Origin of the sequence: Rhodococcus sp. PD04, from assembly GCF_035918275.1 — a bacterium.
In the GTDB taxonomy this organism is placed as follows: domain Bacteria; phylum Actinomycetota; class Actinomycetes; order Mycobacteriales; family Mycobacteriaceae; genus Rhodococcus; species Rhodococcus rhodochrous.
In genome coordinates, this window is sequence record NZ_CP142143.1 from 2554624 (window position 1) to 2568632 (window position 14009).

Here is a 14009-nt window from a genome sequence, read left to right on the forward strand (position 1 = left end):
CTCTTTCCCCGTCGCACCAGCGGCCGTATCCTCGGTCCGCAAGGAGAAATTCATGAGCACAGAAGCGCTCGAGATGCGAGGTCCCGTCGAGGGCACCAAGGACGCCAAACGCGTCGCGATAGGTTCCTCTGTCGGCGCCGTCATCGAGACCTACGACTTCATCGGCTTCGGCACCGCTGCAGCGTTGTATTTCGGGACGGCCTTCTTCCCCAGCGGCGATCCCGTCATCGGCACCCTCGCCGCCTTCGCCACCCTCGGCGTCGGATTCGCCGCACGACCTCTCGGGGGGATCCTCGGTGGTCATCTCGGAGACAAGGTGGGGCGCAAGCCGGTCCTCGTCGCCTCACTGATCGTCATGGGCCTGGCCACCTTCGCCATCGGTCTGCTTCCGACCTACGGCCAGGTCGGTCTCGTCGCACCGGCGCTGCTGGTGACCGTCCGCATCATCCAGGGACTCGCCTTCGGCGCCGAATGGGGCGGAGCGATCCTGATGAGTTACGAACACGCGCCGTGGAAATCGAAGGGCCGCTACACCGGCATCGTCCAAGCGGGATTCCCCGTCGGGCTGCTGTTGGCAAACCTCGTATTCCTGTTCAGCGTCCACCTCGGTGGCGACTGGGCGTGGCGGGTGCCGTTCCTCGCGAGCATCGTCCTCGTCGTCGTCGGGCTGATCATCCGGTCCAAGGTGCCCGAGTCCCCGGTCTTCGAGGACGTCAAGGACAGCGGCGAAATCGCTGCCTCCCCGATCCTGGACTCCGTCAAGAAGGACTGGCGCGACATCCTCCGCGGCATCGGCCTGCGCGTGGCCGAAACCGCCGGCTACGCCGTCTCGATCACCTACATGATCTCCTACCTGCACGAGAACGACCTCGCTGGGAAATCGGAAACCCTGTTGGCGCTGTGTGTGGCCTCGGCGATCGGCATCTTCGCCACGATCGGCTGGGCGAGTTTGACCGACCGTATCGGCCGCCGCCCGGTGTATCTCGGAGTCTGCGCGTTCGCCGCCCTCTTCGGGGTCCCGATGTTCCTCCTGGTCAACACCGGCATGTTCGTGCTGATCCTCGCCACCGTCGTGATCGCCTACGCCGTCTGCCAGAACGCCCTCGCCGGAGCGCAGGGTGCCTGGTTCCCCGAACTGTTCCAAGCAGCGCGCCGCGCCTCGGGCGCATCGCTGGCCTACCAGATCTCGGCGATGGTCTCCGGGTTCACCCCGTTCATCACCGCACTGCTCTACTTCGCCTTCGGCTGGATCGGCCCGGCCCTGCTCTTCAGCTTCTACGGCCTCGTCGGTCTCGTCTGCGCCCTCGTCACCCGTGAGACCTGGGGACGGACCGAGCGCCGCCTCGCCGATCAGGCCGGCCGGTCGAACTCACACCCTTCCGATAGCCCCGACGGCCCCCTGTCCGGTGGGACCGCCGCGGCATCGAGCACCAAGGAAAAGGAACTTCTGTGACCACCACAGCGCATCCCCGTCCCGACGTCGCCCTGCCTCGGAACGAGCGACTCGCCGCCATCGACGAGTTCGCCTACCGACTCCGGCACAACGTGATCGACATGGGCCAGGAACAAGGCCAGGGCTACGTCGGCCAAGCGCTCGGCGCCGCGGACATCCTCGCCACCGTCTACGGAGACCATCTGCGCTTCCGCGCCGACGACCCGCACTGGGACGGCCGCGACCGGTTCCTCCTGTCGACCGGCCACTATGCCATCGGCCTGTACGCGGCGCTCGCGGAGGCAGGGATCATCTCCCGCGACGAGTTGCTCACCTACGGCTCGGACGACTCGCGCCTGCCGATGTCGGGCATGTCGACCTATACCCCCGGCATGGAGATCTCCGGCGGCTCGCTCGGCCACGGCCTTCCGATCGCCGTCGGCATGGCACTGGGCCTGCGTCACCAGGATTCGCCGGCACGGGTCTTCAACTTCCTGTCCGACGGCGAACTCGACGAAGGGTCGACCTGGGAAGCGGCCATGAGCGCGCACCACCACCGGCTCGGCAACCTCATCGCGATGGTCGACATCAACGCACTGCAGGCCGACGGTGCCACCAGCGGAGTGCTGAGCACGGAACCGGTCCACGACAAGTGGACGGCCTGCGGGTGGCGCACCTACCGGGTCGACGGCAACGACACGGGCGCGCTGCTCGACGCCTTCGATGCGGCGATCGCCGAGGCCGCCCCGACCGGATCCCCGGCGATCGTCCTGTGCGACACCCGCGTCGGCAAGGGCGTTCCGTTGCTCGAAACCCGCGAGAAGGCGCACTTCATGCGCATCGACGAAGACGAATGGCAGATCTGCCGCGACCAGCTGACCGCCGGCCACAACCGCGAGGACGTCCGATGACCACCACCGCCCCCAAGCTCAAGACCTCGGCGATGATCGCCTCCTTCGTCGACCCGGGGCAGCGGACCACCGCCGCACCGTTCGGCCACGCGCTGGTCGCGGCGGCCCAGGAGGACGATCGGATCGTCGGCCTGTCCGCTGATCTCGCGAAGTACACCGACATGCACATCTTCGCCGAGGCGTTCCCGGACCGGTTCTTCCAGATGGGCATGGCCGAACAGCTGCTCCTCGGTGCCGCGGCGGGCATGGCCGAGACCGGCCTGATCCCGTTCGCGTCGACCTACTCGGTGTTCGCCGCGCGCCGCGCGTACGACTTCCTGTGCCTGGACATCGCCGAGCCGAACCTCAACGTCAACATCGTCGGTGGACTCCCCGGCCTGACCACCGGATACGGCCCCAGCCACCAGGCCACCGAGGACATCGCCATCTTCCGCGGCATGCCCAACCTGACGATCGTCGATCCGTGCGACTCGATCGACATCGAACAGGCCGTGCCGCAGCTCGCCGCGAGTGACGGCCCCACCTATCTCCGCTTGCTGCGCGGTAAGGTCGCCACGGTCCTCGACGAGTACGACTACTGCTTCGAACTCGGCAAGGCGAAGGTGCTGCGCGGCGGGAACGACGTCGTCTTCGTCACCAGCGGACTGATGACCATGCGCGCGTTGCAGGCGGCGGACGTGCTGGCAACCCACCACGTGGACGTCGGGGTGGTGCACACGCCCACGATCAAACCGTTCGACGCAGCCACGGTCCTGGCGGAGATCGACACCGACCGACTGGCGGTCACCCTCGAGAACCACACCGTCGTAGGTGGGCTCTTCGAGACCGTCGCTGCCGCAGTCGTCGGGGCGGGACTGGGGAAGAGGGTCGTCCCCATCGGCCTGCCCGACCGGTTCCTCGATGCCGGCGCGCTACCCACCCTGCACGACCGGTACGGCTTGAGCACCGACCGGGTGGTCGCGCGGGTGCTCGACGAGCTCGGCTGACCGACACGCTGTACGGGTCCCGCACCCAGCTCGGTGCGGGACCCGTATCATTGTCGACAGACTGTTGTCGACAGTCGGCCGCTGACACCTGGAGGCAACTCATGGCTGCTCAACCCGCTGCGCTGCTGGGGCTCGAGAGGACCAGCCTGCGTCAGCAGGCCGTCACCGCCCTGCGCACCGCGATCACGAGCGGCGCGCTCGCCCCGAGCAGCCCCCTCGTCGAGACCGAGCTGTCCGAGATGCTCCAGATCAGCCGGGGGACCTTGCGCGAGGCGATGCGCCAATTGCAGCAGGAAGGTCTGATCTCTGCCGGTGCCCGCGGTCGCCTCTACGTTCGGCACCTCGACGCCAAGGAGATCCGCGACATCTTCGCCGTGCGCGCGGCCCTGGAAGCGTTGGCCGTCCGCGACCTCGCGGAGCGGGACGACCGGGCCTCGGTGATCCCGGCCCTGCGCGAAGCTCTCGAGGCCATGGCGCATGCCGAGAACGACCTCGAGGCACGCATCGAGTCCGACCTGAACTTCCACCGACTGCTCTGCCGTCTGACCGGCAACGAAACGCTCATGCACTCGTGGCAGTCGCTCGAGGGATCGATCCGCATGTCCATCATGTTCGCCGGTCTGGAGAAGGCGGTCGGAAACATGGACGTCGGGCGTCACAGTGCCATCGTCGACGCCATCGAAACCGGTGACTCCGACCAGGCTGCGTCCACGGTGCGTTCGCACATGGCGTGGGCGGCAAGCAATCTCGTGTCCTGATCCGTACTCGTCAGGGTGTCGCTGCCGGTTCCGGAGGTCTCGTCGGGCAGGATGGTGGCCATGCAGACCACACCTCTGACCTTCGAGTCCTCCGTCGTCGTTTCCGCCACCCCCGACGAGGTGTACGCCCTCGTCTCCGATGTCACCCGCACCGGTGAATGGTCACCCGTCTGCGCGGAATGCTGGTGGGACGAAGGGCAGGGCCCCGAGGTCGGTTCCTTCTTCACCGGCCGGAACGTCACCCCCGAACGCACCTGGGAGACCCGCTCGGAGGTCGTCGTCGCCTCTCCGGGCCGTGAATTCGCGTGGTCGGTCGGTCCCGGCCTCGTGCGCTGGAGCTACGTCATCAAGCCCGCGGACGCCGGCACGGAACTGACGGAGACCTGGGAGTTCACCGAAGCAGGGCAGAAGTTCTTCCACGAGAAGTTCGGGGCGGAGGCACCTGCTCAGATCGCCGCGCGGGAGCAGGCTGCCCGCAGTGGAATTCCGGCGACCCTGGACGCGATCAAGCGCATCATCGAGGGCTGACCCGGGGCGCTCGTCGTCCCGTCCCGTTTCCACGTTATCGCGCAGGTGGGGGCTTGTCGCAAGCCCCTACCCGGGGTTCATACTGCCCGTCCGGTGTCGTGGAGAGGGGCGGACATGCACGAGGTCGTAGTGGTCGGCTGCGGGCCGACGGGAATGATGCTGGCGGGGGAGTTGCGCCTGGCCGGCGCGGACGTCGTCGTACTCGAACGTCGCGAATCGCAGGAACTCGCAGGGTCGCGGGGTGGTGGTATCCACGCCCGCACCATCGAGCTGCTCGATCAACGAGGAATCGCCGAGCGATTCCTCGCCGAGGGGCGGACGGTGAACACCGCGACCTTCGGGGGCACCAGGCTCGACGTGGGCCGTCTTCCCACCCGCCATCCGTACACGCTCGCGTTGTTCCAGAACCACATCGAACGGCTGCTGCTGCAGTGGATCGAGGAATTCGGCGTGCCGATCCGGCGGAACATCGAGGTCGTCGGTGCCCATGCGGACGAGGAGAGCGTCCATCTTCGGCTCACATCGGGGGAGACGGTGCAGGCTCGGTACGTGGTGGGCGCCGACGGCGGGCGCAGTGTCGTGCGCCGCGAGGCCGGGATCGGATTCGCAGGGCCGGATGCGACACGCAGCAGCCTGATCGCCGAAGTGCGGGTCACCGAGGAACTCCCCACCGACGCCAAGATCGACGAACGCGGCATCCACGGTCTGTACCCGATGGGGGAGGGTCGAGTGCGGGTCGTGGTGACCGAAGCCGAACTGGGACCTTCCACGCCGCCGACGCTCGACGACCTGCGACGAGAACTGGTCCACGTGTTCGGCACCGATTTCGGTGTGCACGATCCCACCTGGCTCTCACGGTTCACCGACGCGACCAGACAGGCGACGACCTATCGTGCGGGCCGGATCCTGCTCGCGGGCGACGCCGCACACGTGCATTCACCCACCGGCGGACTGGGTATCGGCCTGGGCATCCAGGATGCCGTCAATCTCGGCTGGAAACTCGGGCAGGTCGTGCGAGGGGACTCGGGGGAGGGCCTGCTCGACACCTACCACGCCGAACGGCACCCGGCCGGCGCGCGGGCGCTGAAATTCACGATGGCCCAATCTCTTTTCCAGAAGGCCGATCCGCGCCAGGAGGCCCTGCGCGATCTGATCGACGAGGTCCTCCGCGTCGACGACGCCGGAGCGCCGATCGCGGCGTTGATCTCCGGTCTCGACGTCGCCTACGACCTCGGTGAGGGGCACCCGCTGCTGGGACGACGTATGCCGGATCTCGACGTCATTGCCGAGGAGAAGTCGGTGCGCGTGTTCGGACTCATGCACCGGGCTCGTCCGCTTCTGTTGCAATTCGACGGCCCGCCACTCGATTCCGGGAATATTCCCGACTGCGTCGACCTCGTGCGGGTGCGCTACGACGGCGTCTGGGAGTTGCCGTTGCTCGGTGAGGTGGACGCGCCGTCGGCCGTGCTCGTGCGCCCGGACGGGCACGTGGCCTGGGTGGGGGAGGGCTCGACGGACGGTCTCGACGACGCACTCGCGAAGTGGTGCGGCACTGCGGCCCGCCGATCAGGAACCGTTGCGTGATCAGGGGATTCCTGACCTACATGGGTAGGCCGTATAGACCTTGCGCGCCGAACCGGGCTTCGCGCGCGTTGCAGCGGCGGCAAGACACGGTTCGGCGCGCAAGGATCGGCGGAACAGCGCGTCACCTACGGGGGACCGCGACGTACTTGACCTCGAGGAACTCGTCGATGCCGATGGTGCTTCCCTCGCGTCCGAGACCCGATGCCTTGATGCCGCCGAACGGTGCCGCGGGATTGGACACGATGCCGGTGTTCAGCCCGACCATGCCGACCTCGAGCGCTTCGCTGACACGGAAACTGCGGTCGACATCCTGGGTGAAGATGTATCCGGCCAGTCCCCAGGGCGTGTTGTTGGCGATCTCGACGACCTCGTCCTCGGTATCGAAGATGACGAGGGGCGCGACCGGCCCGAAGATCTCCTCGCTCATCAACGCGGCGTCCTTCGACACGTCGGCGAGGACGGTGGGTAGGTAGAAGTAGCCGGGTCCCTCGGGTCGGCTTCCGCCGCACACCACGCGCGCTCCACGTTCCACGGCATCGGCGACGAGACGCTCCACTTTCGTCAGAGCCTTCTCCTCGACCAACGGACCGACCTGGCTACCCTCGACCAGGCCGTCCCCGACGACGAGGGCATCCATCCGGGCAGCGAGCTTCTCCGCGAACCGATCGGCGACCGCGCGGTGCACGAAGATGCGGTTCGCAGCGGTGCAGGCCTCACCCATGTTGCGCATCTTCGCGGCGAGCGCGCCGTCGACGGCCCGGTCGAGATCGGCGTCCTCGAACACGATGAACGGGGCATTTCCGCCCAGCTCCATCGAGCTGCGCATCACGTGCTGGGATGCCTGTTCGAGCAGCCGGATGCCCACCGCGGTCGAACCGGTGAAACTGACCTTGCGTGCGATACCGCTGGACATCCAGGTCGAGACGACCTCCCCGGGTGCGGTGGTGGGCACGACGTTCAGCACACCCTTGGGCACACCGGCCTCGACGAGCACGCCGACCAGGGCCAGCGAGGTCAACGGCGTCAGCTCCGAGGGTTTGAAGACGATGGTGCACCCGGCTGCGATGGCGGGTCCGATCTTGCGGGTACCCATGGCGAGCGGGAAGTTCCACGGCGTGACGAGGACGCAGGGTCCCACCGGCTCCCTGGACACCAGGATGCGGGTCGCGCCGTCGCCGGTGCTGGTCACATCACCGCGGATGCGGACGGCTTCCTCGGAGAACCACCGGAAGAACTCCGCCGCGTAGGCGACCTCGCCCTTCGCCTCGGCGAAGGGTTTGCCCATCTCGGTGGTCATGATGGTCGCGAACTCGTCCTGCCGCTCCAGGATGAGCTCGTAGGCCCGGCGAAGGATGACGCTGCGTTCGCGCGGGGCGGTCTTCGCCCATTGTTTCTGCACGCGGGCACAGGTTTCGATGGCACGCCGGGCGTCGTCGGCGTTGCCGTTCGCGACGGTCGCGACGACCTCCTCGGTCGCCGGGGCGACGACGTCGAATCGTTCACCGGAGCTCGATTCGACCCATTCACCGGCGATGAACAATCCTGTGTCGACGCGGGACACTGCGTCGGAGACGCCCACCCGTGTCCCGACAATCGTTGTGTCGGTCATGCGCTTTCCTCCTCGGAGATGGTGTTGTTCATCGACATTCGCGGCCCGGGATCGAGCAGTTCTGCAAGGTGCCGGCCCGGGGCGGATACATCGATCTGCGCGACCTGCATTGCGCACGAGAATCCGTCGGTGATCACCGCGGAATCGTCGCCGGCCGCGCGCAGCGCCGGGGCGAGGGAGGTCTCGGCGACCTTCATGCTGATGTCGTGGTGTTGTTTCTCGAACCCGAAGTTTCCTGCTACGCCGCAGCATCCGACTGCGTCGCGGACGTCGTCGACTCCCGCTGCGGTCAGGATCCGGCGATGGCTTCCGGCGCCGAACACGGAATACTCGTGGCAGTGCGTCTGCAGCACCATCTCGTTCGGCAGCGGCTGTGCAGGGGCGGGTGTCCAGCCGTTGCGCACCAAGATGTCCATATAGGACGCGAAGCTGTGGACCCGTGCGGCGACGCGACGCGCAGCCTCGGTGGGCACCAGCTCGGGCAGGTCCTTGTGCAGTGCGGCGGCGCAACTCGGCTCGACGACGACGATCGGCCGGTCGGTGCCGTCGTCCAGTGTCCGGGCGGCGTGGGAGAGTTTCTTCTTCGCGGTGTCGAGCTGGCCGGTGGAGATCCATGTCAGTCCGCAGCACGCGTCCGCGGAGCAGCTCACCTGCTGATCCGCTGAGGCCAGCACGCGGGCGGCGGCACCGGCGACCTCCGGCCGCAACCCGCGAGTGAAGGTGTCGACGAACAGCACCACCGGCGTCGAACCGGATCGGCCGCTCGGCGCGTCGCTCACGGCCTTCTTCCAGGCTCGCCGGGAGGCGAAGGGCGGAAGTACCCGGTCGGGGGAGATGCCGCCGAGAGCGGCGGCGCGCTTCGCGAGAGAAGTGCGCAGGACCGCGTTGACCAGCGGTGCTGCCAACCCCGTGATGCGGAGCCAGCGGGGCAGCCAACCCAGCGAATAGTGCGATACCGGTCGTCGTGTGCCGTCGTAGTAGTGCGAGAAGAACTCGGATTTGTAGGTGGCCATGTCGACGCCGGCCGGGCAGTCGGTCGAGCAGGCCTTGCACGACAGGCACAGATCGAGTGCCTCACGCACCTGTTCGGACTTCCACCCTTGTTCGATTGTGCGGGCGCCGCGCACCATCTCCTGCAGGACCCGGGCCCGGCCGCGAGTGGAGTCCTTCTCGTCGCGGCTCGCGCGGTAGCTCGGGCACATCACGCCGCCGGAGTCGGCCCGGCATCGTCCGACGCCGATGCAGCCCTGGACGGCGTGCACCCACGGGTCGGGGGTGTGTTGCGGCCGCGCGCCGTCGGGACGGACCGCCTCGATCGGGTGCAGGTCGTAGTGGGTACGCCAGGTGCGTTCGGGAACGCCCGCCAACGCCAGATCGTCATCGATCCGTGCCGGGTCGGTCAGCGATCCCGGGTTCAGGATGCCTTGCGGGTCCCAGATCGTGCGGAAGGCACGGAATGCGCTCATCATCCGCGCGGAGTACATCACCGGCAGCAGTTCCGAGCGGGCACGGCCGTCGCCGTGTTCTCCGGAGAGCGATCCGCCGTGACGGACCACCAGACGCGCGGCCTCGTGCGTGAACTCGCGGAAGACCTGCCGGCCCTCCTCGGTGCGCAGGTCGTAGGTGATGCGGATGTGCATGCAGCCGGCGCCGAAGTGCCCGTACATCACGCCCTGCAGACCGTGCCGGTCGAGCAATGCGCGGAAGTCCTGGAGGTAATCGGCGAGGTTCTCCGGCGCGACAGCGGAATCCTCCCAGCCCGGCCAGGATTCGCCGCCGGATGCCAGGCGGGACGAGAGTCCGGCGCCGTCCTCACGCACCCGCCACAGGGAAGCGCGCTCGGTGGTGTCGGCCGCGATGCGGCCGTCGACGAGACGGCCGTTGCGGCGAAGTTTGTCGAGCAGTGCGTCGGCGGCCGCGGCCACGGAGTCCGGGTCGTCACCGTCCAGGTCGACGTAGAGCCACGCGTTTCCCGCGGGAAGTCCGAGGACGGAGTTCTCGCCCCGACGGAACCGCATGGTCTCGACGATCGCCGCATCGACACCCTCGACCGCCGCAGGAGAAAATTCCAGGATGGTTCCGATGTCGCGGGCCGCGTCGACGACGTCGTCGTAGCCGAGGCAGACCAGCAACGCGCTGGACGGGCGGGGAACCAGCTCGACGCGGGCCCCGACGATCACCGCGCACGTTCCCTCGGATCCGACGAGCGCACGGGCGACGTCGAACCGCTTCTCCGGCAACAGATTGTCCAGGCGATACCCCGAAACCTGCCGTTGGATCCTCCCGAGTTCGGTGCGGAACTCGAACAGGTGCTCGCCCGCGAGCGCGGTGAGCTCGGCGTCGAGCTGTTCCGCACGCGCCGCAGCGGCCGCGTCGTCGGGATCGGTGGCACGCAGGCCTCGCTGCGCCGCGGTGAGCCGGAACCCGTCGGCGGTGACGAGGTCGATCTCGTGGACGTGATCGGACATGCGGCCGTAGCGCACCGAGTGGTTGCCGCAGGCGTCGTTGCCCAGCGCGCCACCGACCGTTGCCCGGTTCTTCGACGAGGGATCGGGGGCGAAGGTCATCCGGCCCGAGGACGCGCCTTCGGCCGCCCGCGTGAGGGTCGCGAGTACGACGCCCGGTTCGACGTCGGCGACACCGGCGGTCTCGTCGATACCGAGGATGCGGTTCATGTGCCGGGAGAAGTCGAGGACGACACCGGGGCCGACGGCATTACCCGCCATCGACGTCCCGCCCCCTCGGCTGACCAGCGGAATCCCGGTGTCGCCGCAGGCGGTCACCACCGCCACGACGTCGTCCACCGACCGAGGAAAGACCACGGCCGACGGCCGCACCCGGTAGTTGGAGGCGTCGTAGGAGTACTCGTCCAGTCGACGCATGGCGGTGTCGATCGGGACGCCCAGTGCGTGGAGTCTGTCGGTGAGGAGTCGAACTCGGACGTTCTCGTCGGTCGAGGAAGCTCCGCCGTCCTGTCCTATGGTGAGCTGGTCGTCGTTCATCGCGTGCGCCGCGTCAGGAACGGGGACCGCAGAGAATATGGGCGCGCCGGTTCAAGGAACATCATCGACCGCCTCCCGGTTTGTAGGATTGTCGACAATCCTGCCATGCACGGAGCCTACAAAGCGGAGACGGCGAACGCAACGCACGCTGGGTCGGCGTTCTCACCGGCGACCGAGGATGTTCGCGCCCGCACTCGGCCTGATCGCCCTTCGACGTCTGCCGCCTGCACCTCGAGTCTGCGCAGGGGTGCAGACGGCAGTGTTCCGTATCGACGTCGGTCGGTAGCGGCGACGCGGCCGTGAATGCCGACTGCGTGCGGTCGAGCTACGCCGTACGGCCGCGACGATCGTCGAATCCGTCGGCGTAGCGGAGGCGCTGTTGCGTGCCTACACCAGCCGAGTCACGCCGATGGTGTGATCGGTGGTGAACTCCTCGATCGCCCACTCGCCGTTGAATCGTCCGAGGCCGGAGTTGCGTTCGCCACCGAATGCCACGTGCGCCTCGTCCTGAACGGTCATTTCGTTGATGAACGTCATGCCTGCCTCGACTCGATGCGCGAATTGCAGTCCCCGGTCGATGTTTTGCGTGAAGACCGCGCTGGACAGACCGAACTCGTGGTCGTTGGCCAATTCGAGGGCGTGTGCTTCGTCATCGGCGCGCAGGACCGCGACCATCGGGCCGAAGATCTCCTCGCGGGCGATCTCCATGTCGGGCGTGACGTCGACGAACACGTGCGGAGGCACGACCCGGCCGTTGATCTCCCCACCGAGCGCAACGCGTGCTCCGGCGTGCCGGGCCTGCTCAATCTTCTCCTCGAGGCCCTTCAACTGCGAATCGTTGACGACGGGCCCGACCAAAGTGCCGTCTGCGGAGGGATCGCCGTAAGGCACGGCCTGCGCGGCTCGGGTGAATCGTTCGACGAAATCGTCGTACACCGGCGCCTGCACGATGATGCGGTTCACGGCCATGCAGATCTGTCCGGAATGCAGGAACGACCCGGTCACCGCTGCCTCGACGGCGGCGTCGAGATCGGCGTCGTCGAGGACCACCAGGGGTGCGTTGCCGCCCAATTCGAGTGCCACCTTCTTGAGGTGCTCACCGCCGGTGGCGACCGCACCGACCTGCTTACCGACCGGTGTCGAGCCGGTGAAGGAGATCAACCGCGGGACGGGATGCTCGACGAAAGCATCGCCGATCTCCGAACCGGAGCCGATCACCACCGACAACACTCCCGCCGGTAGGCCTGCTTCCTCGAAGATCCGGGCGATCAACAGACCGCCGGTCACCGGAGTGTCCGAGGCCGGCTTGATCACCACGGCATTGCCCAACGCCAACGCCGGTGCCACCGATCGCTGCGACAGGTGCAGCGGGAAATTCCACGGGCTGATCACCCCGACCACTCCGATCGGCTTGCGGTACACCCGCATCTCACGGTTCGGGGTGTTCGAATCGAAGATCGATCCGTGGACCCGGGACGGGAACGACGCCGCCTCCTGAGTGATGCCGATGGCCAGGGAGACTTCGGTATCGGCCTTGATCCGCGTCGAGCCGGACTCGGCGACCAGCCAGTCGATGATCTCGGCTCGGCGTTGTTCGAGGATCTGCGCGGCGCGACGCAGGACCGCGGCGCGGTCGGCGGGACCGGTCGCGGCCCACTCGGCCTGTGCTGCCCGGGCGGAGGTGTAGGCGGCGTCGACGTCCTCGGCGGAGGCGAGGCGGATCGTGGCGACCACGCTGTCGTCGAACGGATTGGTGTCGGTCAGGACGCGGTCGGAGCGTCCCTCGCGCCACTGCCCATCGATGAACTGGGAGGCGACCGGCTGCCCGGCGAACGTGGCGGTGGAACCGAGATCTGTTGTTGTCATGAAGAACTCCTCGACGGTAGGTAGGTCAGAGAAAAGCGACGACGGCTCGAAGGTCGATGCGTTTACCGAATCGCCGAATGTGGTGTTGATCTGTTCGAACAAATGGGCTCCACCAGCCGGTCTGGATGCCGGAGTCAGCACGATCTCCTCGTATCCGAGAACTGCCGACAGCGGCGTCGGGTAACACTCGTTGCAGACGATCGCATCTGTGTGGCATACCCCGTCGGCGACCATTCGAACCGGGAGCTTGCGCCTCGTCGGGACCGGCGACGCAGGAGATGGCGCACGCCTCGCGAAGCTGTGCACCGTCTCCGGCGTTCGAGAGGGATGCCTATGAATCGAGCCGGCGGTCGTCGAATCTGTCGGCGTGCCCGGCGATGTGAGCGTGCAGTCGCGTGACCGCCGGTGAAGGCGTCCTCGTCCCCGTCGTCAATCCGATGGTGCGATTCGCGATGCCGGCGACCGGCACGGTGACGATTCCGGGGACCGGAGTTTCCGAGCGAGGCAACAGTGCAACCCCGAGGCCCTGGGCGACCAGTGCCCGGATCGTTTCGAACTCGCTGATCTCGAACGCGATGTACGGTTCGAATCCTGCTTCAGCGCAAACAGATTCGAGTTCTCTCCGGATGTGGTAGTCGGGAGGGTTGGCGATGAAGTGATCGTCCGCGAGGTCGCGCAGGTCGAGGCGGGCACGGCCGGCGAGTCGATGGCTGCTCGGGAGGTGGAGCAACAGCCGCTGCTGGGCGAGCACGGTGACCGGCAGATCCTCCGGCGGAGGGATGATGACGGCGAGATCGAGCCGGCCGTCGCGAACCATCTCTGCGAGCGCTTCGCCGTGCGCCTGGACCAAGTGCAACCGGACGCCGGGGGCGAGACGGTGGAACTCGGCCAGCAACGACGGGATGCTCACCGGCCCGAGGGTGAGCGGGAACCCGAAGCGGACGACGCCGTGATCGGGATCGGCGTGCTCACGCACCGTGGCGATCGCACCGTCGAGCTCCCGGACCAGATGCCGGGTGCGTTCGTGCAACTCCCGCCCGGCCGACGTCAACACGACCCCTCGTCCGGATTGCTGGAACAACGCCACACCCACTGCTTTCTCGAGTGCCCGGATGCGGCGACTGACCGAGGACTGGGGAACGTCGAGCAGATCCGCCGCGCGCGTGATGTGGCCTTCGCGCGCCGCGGCGTCGAAGGCGACGAGCAGTGGGGCGACCATTGCGGTCTCGGACGTCATATACCAATCCACATCTGCATGGTAATACCTGCGAAATCTCATTGGACGGATGAATCGGGAAGAGGCACGCTGAAGATCGACAACGGCGAAAGCAGG

The 14009-nt window shown here is 67.3% G+C and carries 10 protein-coding genes; 6 read left to right on the forward strand and 4 right to left on the reverse strand.

Going from position 1 to position 14009, the window contains the following annotated elements:
- The first annotated feature begins 52 nt into the window (after positions 1-52).
- From U9J23_RS11780 to U9J23_RS11805, 6 genes are all read left to right on the forward strand, one after another.
- Positions 53-1453, forward strand: coding sequence for an MFS transporter (locus tag U9J23_RS11780; RefSeq protein WP_085468180.1), 1401 nt, complete (start codon positions 53-55; stop codon positions 1451-1453).
- Entirely contained in the window at positions 1450-2343 is an 894-nt protein-coding gene (locus tag U9J23_RS11785) for a transketolase (protein WP_120284264.1), read from the forward strand. Before U9J23_RS11780 ends, U9J23_RS11785 begins: the two co-directional genes overlap by 4 nt.
- Entirely contained in the window at positions 2340-3329 is a 990-nt protein-coding gene (locus U9J23_RS11790) for a transketolase family protein (protein ID WP_272267331.1), read from the forward strand. The genes U9J23_RS11785 and U9J23_RS11790 overlap by 4 nt, the downstream gene beginning before the upstream one ends.
- 101 nt (positions 3330-3430) lie before the next feature.
- Positions 3431-4087 (forward strand): GntR family transcriptional regulator, encoded by a 657-nt coding sequence (locus U9J23_RS11795; protein ID WP_064060968.1) that lies wholly within the window; start codon positions 3431-3433, stop codon positions 4085-4087.
- A 51-nt stretch (positions 4088-4138) separates the two neighbouring features.
- Positions 4139-4615 carry an SRPBCC family protein gene (locus tag U9J23_RS11800; protein WP_051033005.1) on the forward strand — a complete coding sequence of 159 codons (477 nt, stop codon included), beginning with the start codon at positions 4139-4141 and terminating at the stop codon, positions 4613-4615.
- Positions 4616-4729: 114 nt separating this feature from the next.
- Entirely contained in the window at positions 4730-6199 is a 1470-nt protein-coding gene (locus U9J23_RS11805) for an FAD-dependent monooxygenase (protein ID WP_272267332.1), read from the forward strand.
- 121 nt (positions 6200-6320) lie between these two features.
- Here U9J23_RS11805 and U9J23_RS11810 read toward each other — a convergent pair whose 3' ends face one another.
- From U9J23_RS11810 to U9J23_RS11825, 4 genes are all read right to left on the reverse strand, one after another.
- Positions 6321-7808, reverse strand: a complete 1488-nt coding sequence (locus U9J23_RS11810; protein ID WP_272267333.1) for an NAD-dependent succinate-semialdehyde dehydrogenase — start codon at positions 7806-7808, stop codon at positions 6321-6323.
- On the reverse strand, positions 7805-10810 hold the full coding sequence (locus U9J23_RS11815; protein ID WP_442802283.1) for an FAD-binding and (Fe-S)-binding domain-containing protein: 3006 nt from the start codon (positions 10808-10810) through the stop codon (positions 7805-7807). Before U9J23_RS11815 ends, U9J23_RS11810 begins: the two co-directional genes overlap by 4 nt.
- 387 nt (positions 10811-11197) lie before the next feature.
- Positions 11198-12676 (reverse strand): aldehyde dehydrogenase family protein, encoded by a 1479-nt coding sequence (locus U9J23_RS11820; protein ID WP_272267334.1) that lies wholly within the window; start codon positions 12674-12676, stop codon positions 11198-11200.
- 331 nt (positions 12677-13007) lie between these two features.
- Entirely contained in the window at positions 13008-13913 is a 906-nt protein-coding gene (locus U9J23_RS11825) for a LysR substrate-binding domain-containing protein (RefSeq protein ID WP_160875142.1), read from the reverse strand.
- Positions 13914-14009 lie beyond the last annotated feature (96 nt).

Coding starts and splice junctions, on each gene's coding strand:
- U9J23_RS11780 (WP_085468180.1), top strand. CDS start 53: ATGAGCACAGAAGCGCTCGAGATGCGAGGTCCCGTCGAGGGCACCAAG.
- U9J23_RS11790 (WP_272267331.1), top strand. CDS start 2,340: ATGACCACCACCGCCCCCAAGCTCAAGACCTCGGCGATGATCGCCTCC.
- U9J23_RS11795 (WP_064060968.1), top strand. CDS start 3,431: ATGGCTGCTCAACCCGCTGCGCTGCTGGGGCTCGAGAGGACCAGCCTG.
- U9J23_RS11800 (WP_051033005.1), top strand. CDS start 4,139: ATGGTGGCCATGCAGACCACACCTCTGACCTTCGAGTCCTCCGTCGTC.
- U9J23_RS11805 (WP_272267332.1), top strand. CDS start 4,730: ATGCACGAGGTCGTAGTGGTCGGCTGCGGGCCGACGGGAATGATGCTG.
- U9J23_RS11810 (WP_272267333.1), bottom strand. CDS start 7,808: ATGACCGACACAACGATTGTCGGGACACGGGTGGGCGTCTCCGACGCA.
- U9J23_RS11815 (WP_442802283.1), bottom strand. CDS start 10,810: ATGAACGACGACCAGCTCACCATAGGACAGGACGGCGGAGCTTCCTCG.
- U9J23_RS11820 (WP_272267334.1), bottom strand. CDS start 12,676: ATGACAACAACAGATCTCGGTTCCACCGCCACGTTCGCCGGGCAGCCG.
- U9J23_RS11825 (WP_160875142.1), bottom strand. CDS start 13,913: ATGACGTCCGAGACCGCAATGGTCGCCCCACTGCTCGTCGCCTTCGAC.